Consider the following 2,176-nt stretch of genomic DNA (forward strand, 5'->3'; position numbering starts at 1 on the left):
CCTGAAAAAAGGCGATCAGCTCAAGGACGTACCTGAAAACCAGATGAGCTTCCGGACAGGCATGGAACACCCGAGTGGCTGGGACAACTACCTTGTGGCCACCTACGTCGATGAGATGTGTGTCAGCGCGGGATGCAACAACACCGCCACGAAACTGGACGAGACCGAGTCCCTGTTCCTGGTCGATTTCATCAGCCGCTACGCACTGACCGCCAGTGCCGATGTCTTCCTGAAAGTGGACAACCTGTTCGATGAACAGCAAATTGTCTCACGTTTGCCCGATGGCGCCAGGCCAAACATGCCACGTACCACTTCGCTGGGGATCAGCGTTAATTTCTGATCAACAACCCAAGGCCAACTGATCGGCGGCGAGTTCGCCTTTGCATTCCCTCTCTGTCATAGCCCCGGTTTCCAGCCGGGGTTTTCTGGCTATGAGAGACCTAACAACCTAATCCCGACAGACTGCCAGACGACTCCACGTGCGCGTCGGTGCGCCCCTTTTTCAGGAATTGATTATTGCCAGATAGCTATGTACCCAGAAACTTCAGATGAACTCTATTCAGAGCGGGGCAGACAAAAAAATGGGCAGATGAATATCTGCCCTAAAAACCTGAGTACTTCATTAACTCGCAAGAACTATATCAAGCTAAACTGAACTCTAACTGAATTTTCCGATTGTTTTTGATCGCAATGTTTCCCGTACCAGTGCCCTATCAAGTGGTGAGCTCAACCAAGCCCCCTCCCATGCGTTCAAAATGCATATTGCAACCTTGCACGCACTTCATCTCCACTAGTGCCATTGGCTTCTTCCCCATCCATATAGCTCACGCCAAGTCGGACATTACTGTTGGCGTAATAGTTGAGCCCCAGTGTCGTTTGCTCGCCGTCAGTTGTGGCCAGCCCCACATCACTGTATTTTCCGTCGCCATCTTCAAAACGGGCAACAACTTCCCAGGCTCCTTTGGGCGATGACGGTTTCACTCGCTTGAACGCCCCAGCCTTGTAAGGACGGCTTTCGCCGGTGACAACCCAACCAAGCTGTACGTAATAACCATCAACATCCACCTGACCTTCTTCGGAATCGAAGTATTCGGCCTGGGCATGGAAGGGCCCGGAAGCGCCGGCCAATTCCAGATTAAACGTATCGACCTCATCGGCCTGAACGTCGGCGTCACGCGTGGTATAGCCCGCGCCAAGATGAACAACAGCATTATTCGTTTGAACGGGTGCAAATGTGCCCCGCGCGGTTACTGCCGTGTTATTGAAGTCGTCGCTGCCATCGCCGTCTGCCTCGAAATAGCCGATACCGTAGGTCCAGTTGCTGCCCTTGCCGCTGAGCTGGATGCCACCGCTGCGACCGGGGGCATAACGCTCGGTCATGGCAGATCGCTCAAGCGCTGAGATGTCTTTTGAGCTCGTTAATTCTTCCAGGCCGAATGGCTCTTTCTGTTTACCGATAGTCACGGTTGCAGCTGAGCCAAATCCCATGTAACGAATGTACAGGTCTTCAGCAGTACCGCCGTCGGCGCCATCACTTTCAGCGACGTTGAACTGGGTCTTGTACGCCCAGTCGCCAAAGTGGCCCTTGGCGTAGAGGCGTGCCCGGCGCACATCGAAATCGGTAGTGTCAACACCGTTGTCGTCAGACTGCGTGGCGTCGTAATCCCACTGAATGCGCCCGCCGAGCTGAAAAGACGCAGAGTTATCCGACACTTTCACTTTGATACCGCTGTCGGTATCGATCACAAGGTCTTCGCCGCTGGTCGTAACGTTTCCGGCCTGTGCAGCAGAAGCGGCAGAAATCGCCAAAGCCAAGCCCAAATATTTCTTGCTCATGATCTGTCTCACCTTTTTCGGTTTGCTTGTGTGTGTTGAAGCGCCATTAAAGTCTATTTGGCAAAGATTACAGAATGGTTACAGAGAATGCATCAAAACAGGGCGCTGGTCCGGGCCGGTGACAGGTTCTGGGGCGCTAGGTGTTGCGGTCGTTTTTCGGGGGCAAGCTCAGAATGTGCCGATTTGTCTCTATAATTATGATAAACAAGAATAAATACTAAGAAGTACAAAAGTAAGCGGACATCATTTATAATGTAGGCATTGTTCAACCGACCTTATCGGAGTTGCCTACTCATGCGCCATACTGACGGTCGTAAACTGGATCATAAAACTCTGGAAG

Annotated in this window: 1 protein-coding gene and 1 pseudogene; one reads left to right on the top strand and one right to left on the bottom strand. The window is 52.2% G+C overall.

Annotation, left to right across the window (positions count from 1 at the left end):
• Window positions 1–340: pseudogene (locus ARC85_RS19590) on the top strand (TonB-dependent receptor); the annotation flags it as partial.
• Between the two features lie 410 nt (window positions 341–750).
• Here ARC85_RS19590 and ARC85_RS19595 read toward each other — a convergent pair.
• Window positions 751–1,836: an OprO/OprP family phosphate-selective porin gene (locus tag ARC85_RS19595; RefSeq protein WP_286715983.1), complete on the bottom strand. Its 1,086-nt coding sequence runs from the start codon at window positions 1,834–1,836 to the stop codon at window positions 751–753.
• Window positions 1,837–2,176: the final 340 nt, after the last annotated feature.

It is taken from the genome of Marinobacter sp. tcs-11 (assembly GCF_002049515.1).
Classification (GTDB): domain Bacteria; phylum Pseudomonadota; class Gammaproteobacteria; order Pseudomonadales; family Oleiphilaceae; genus Marinobacter; species Marinobacter nauticus.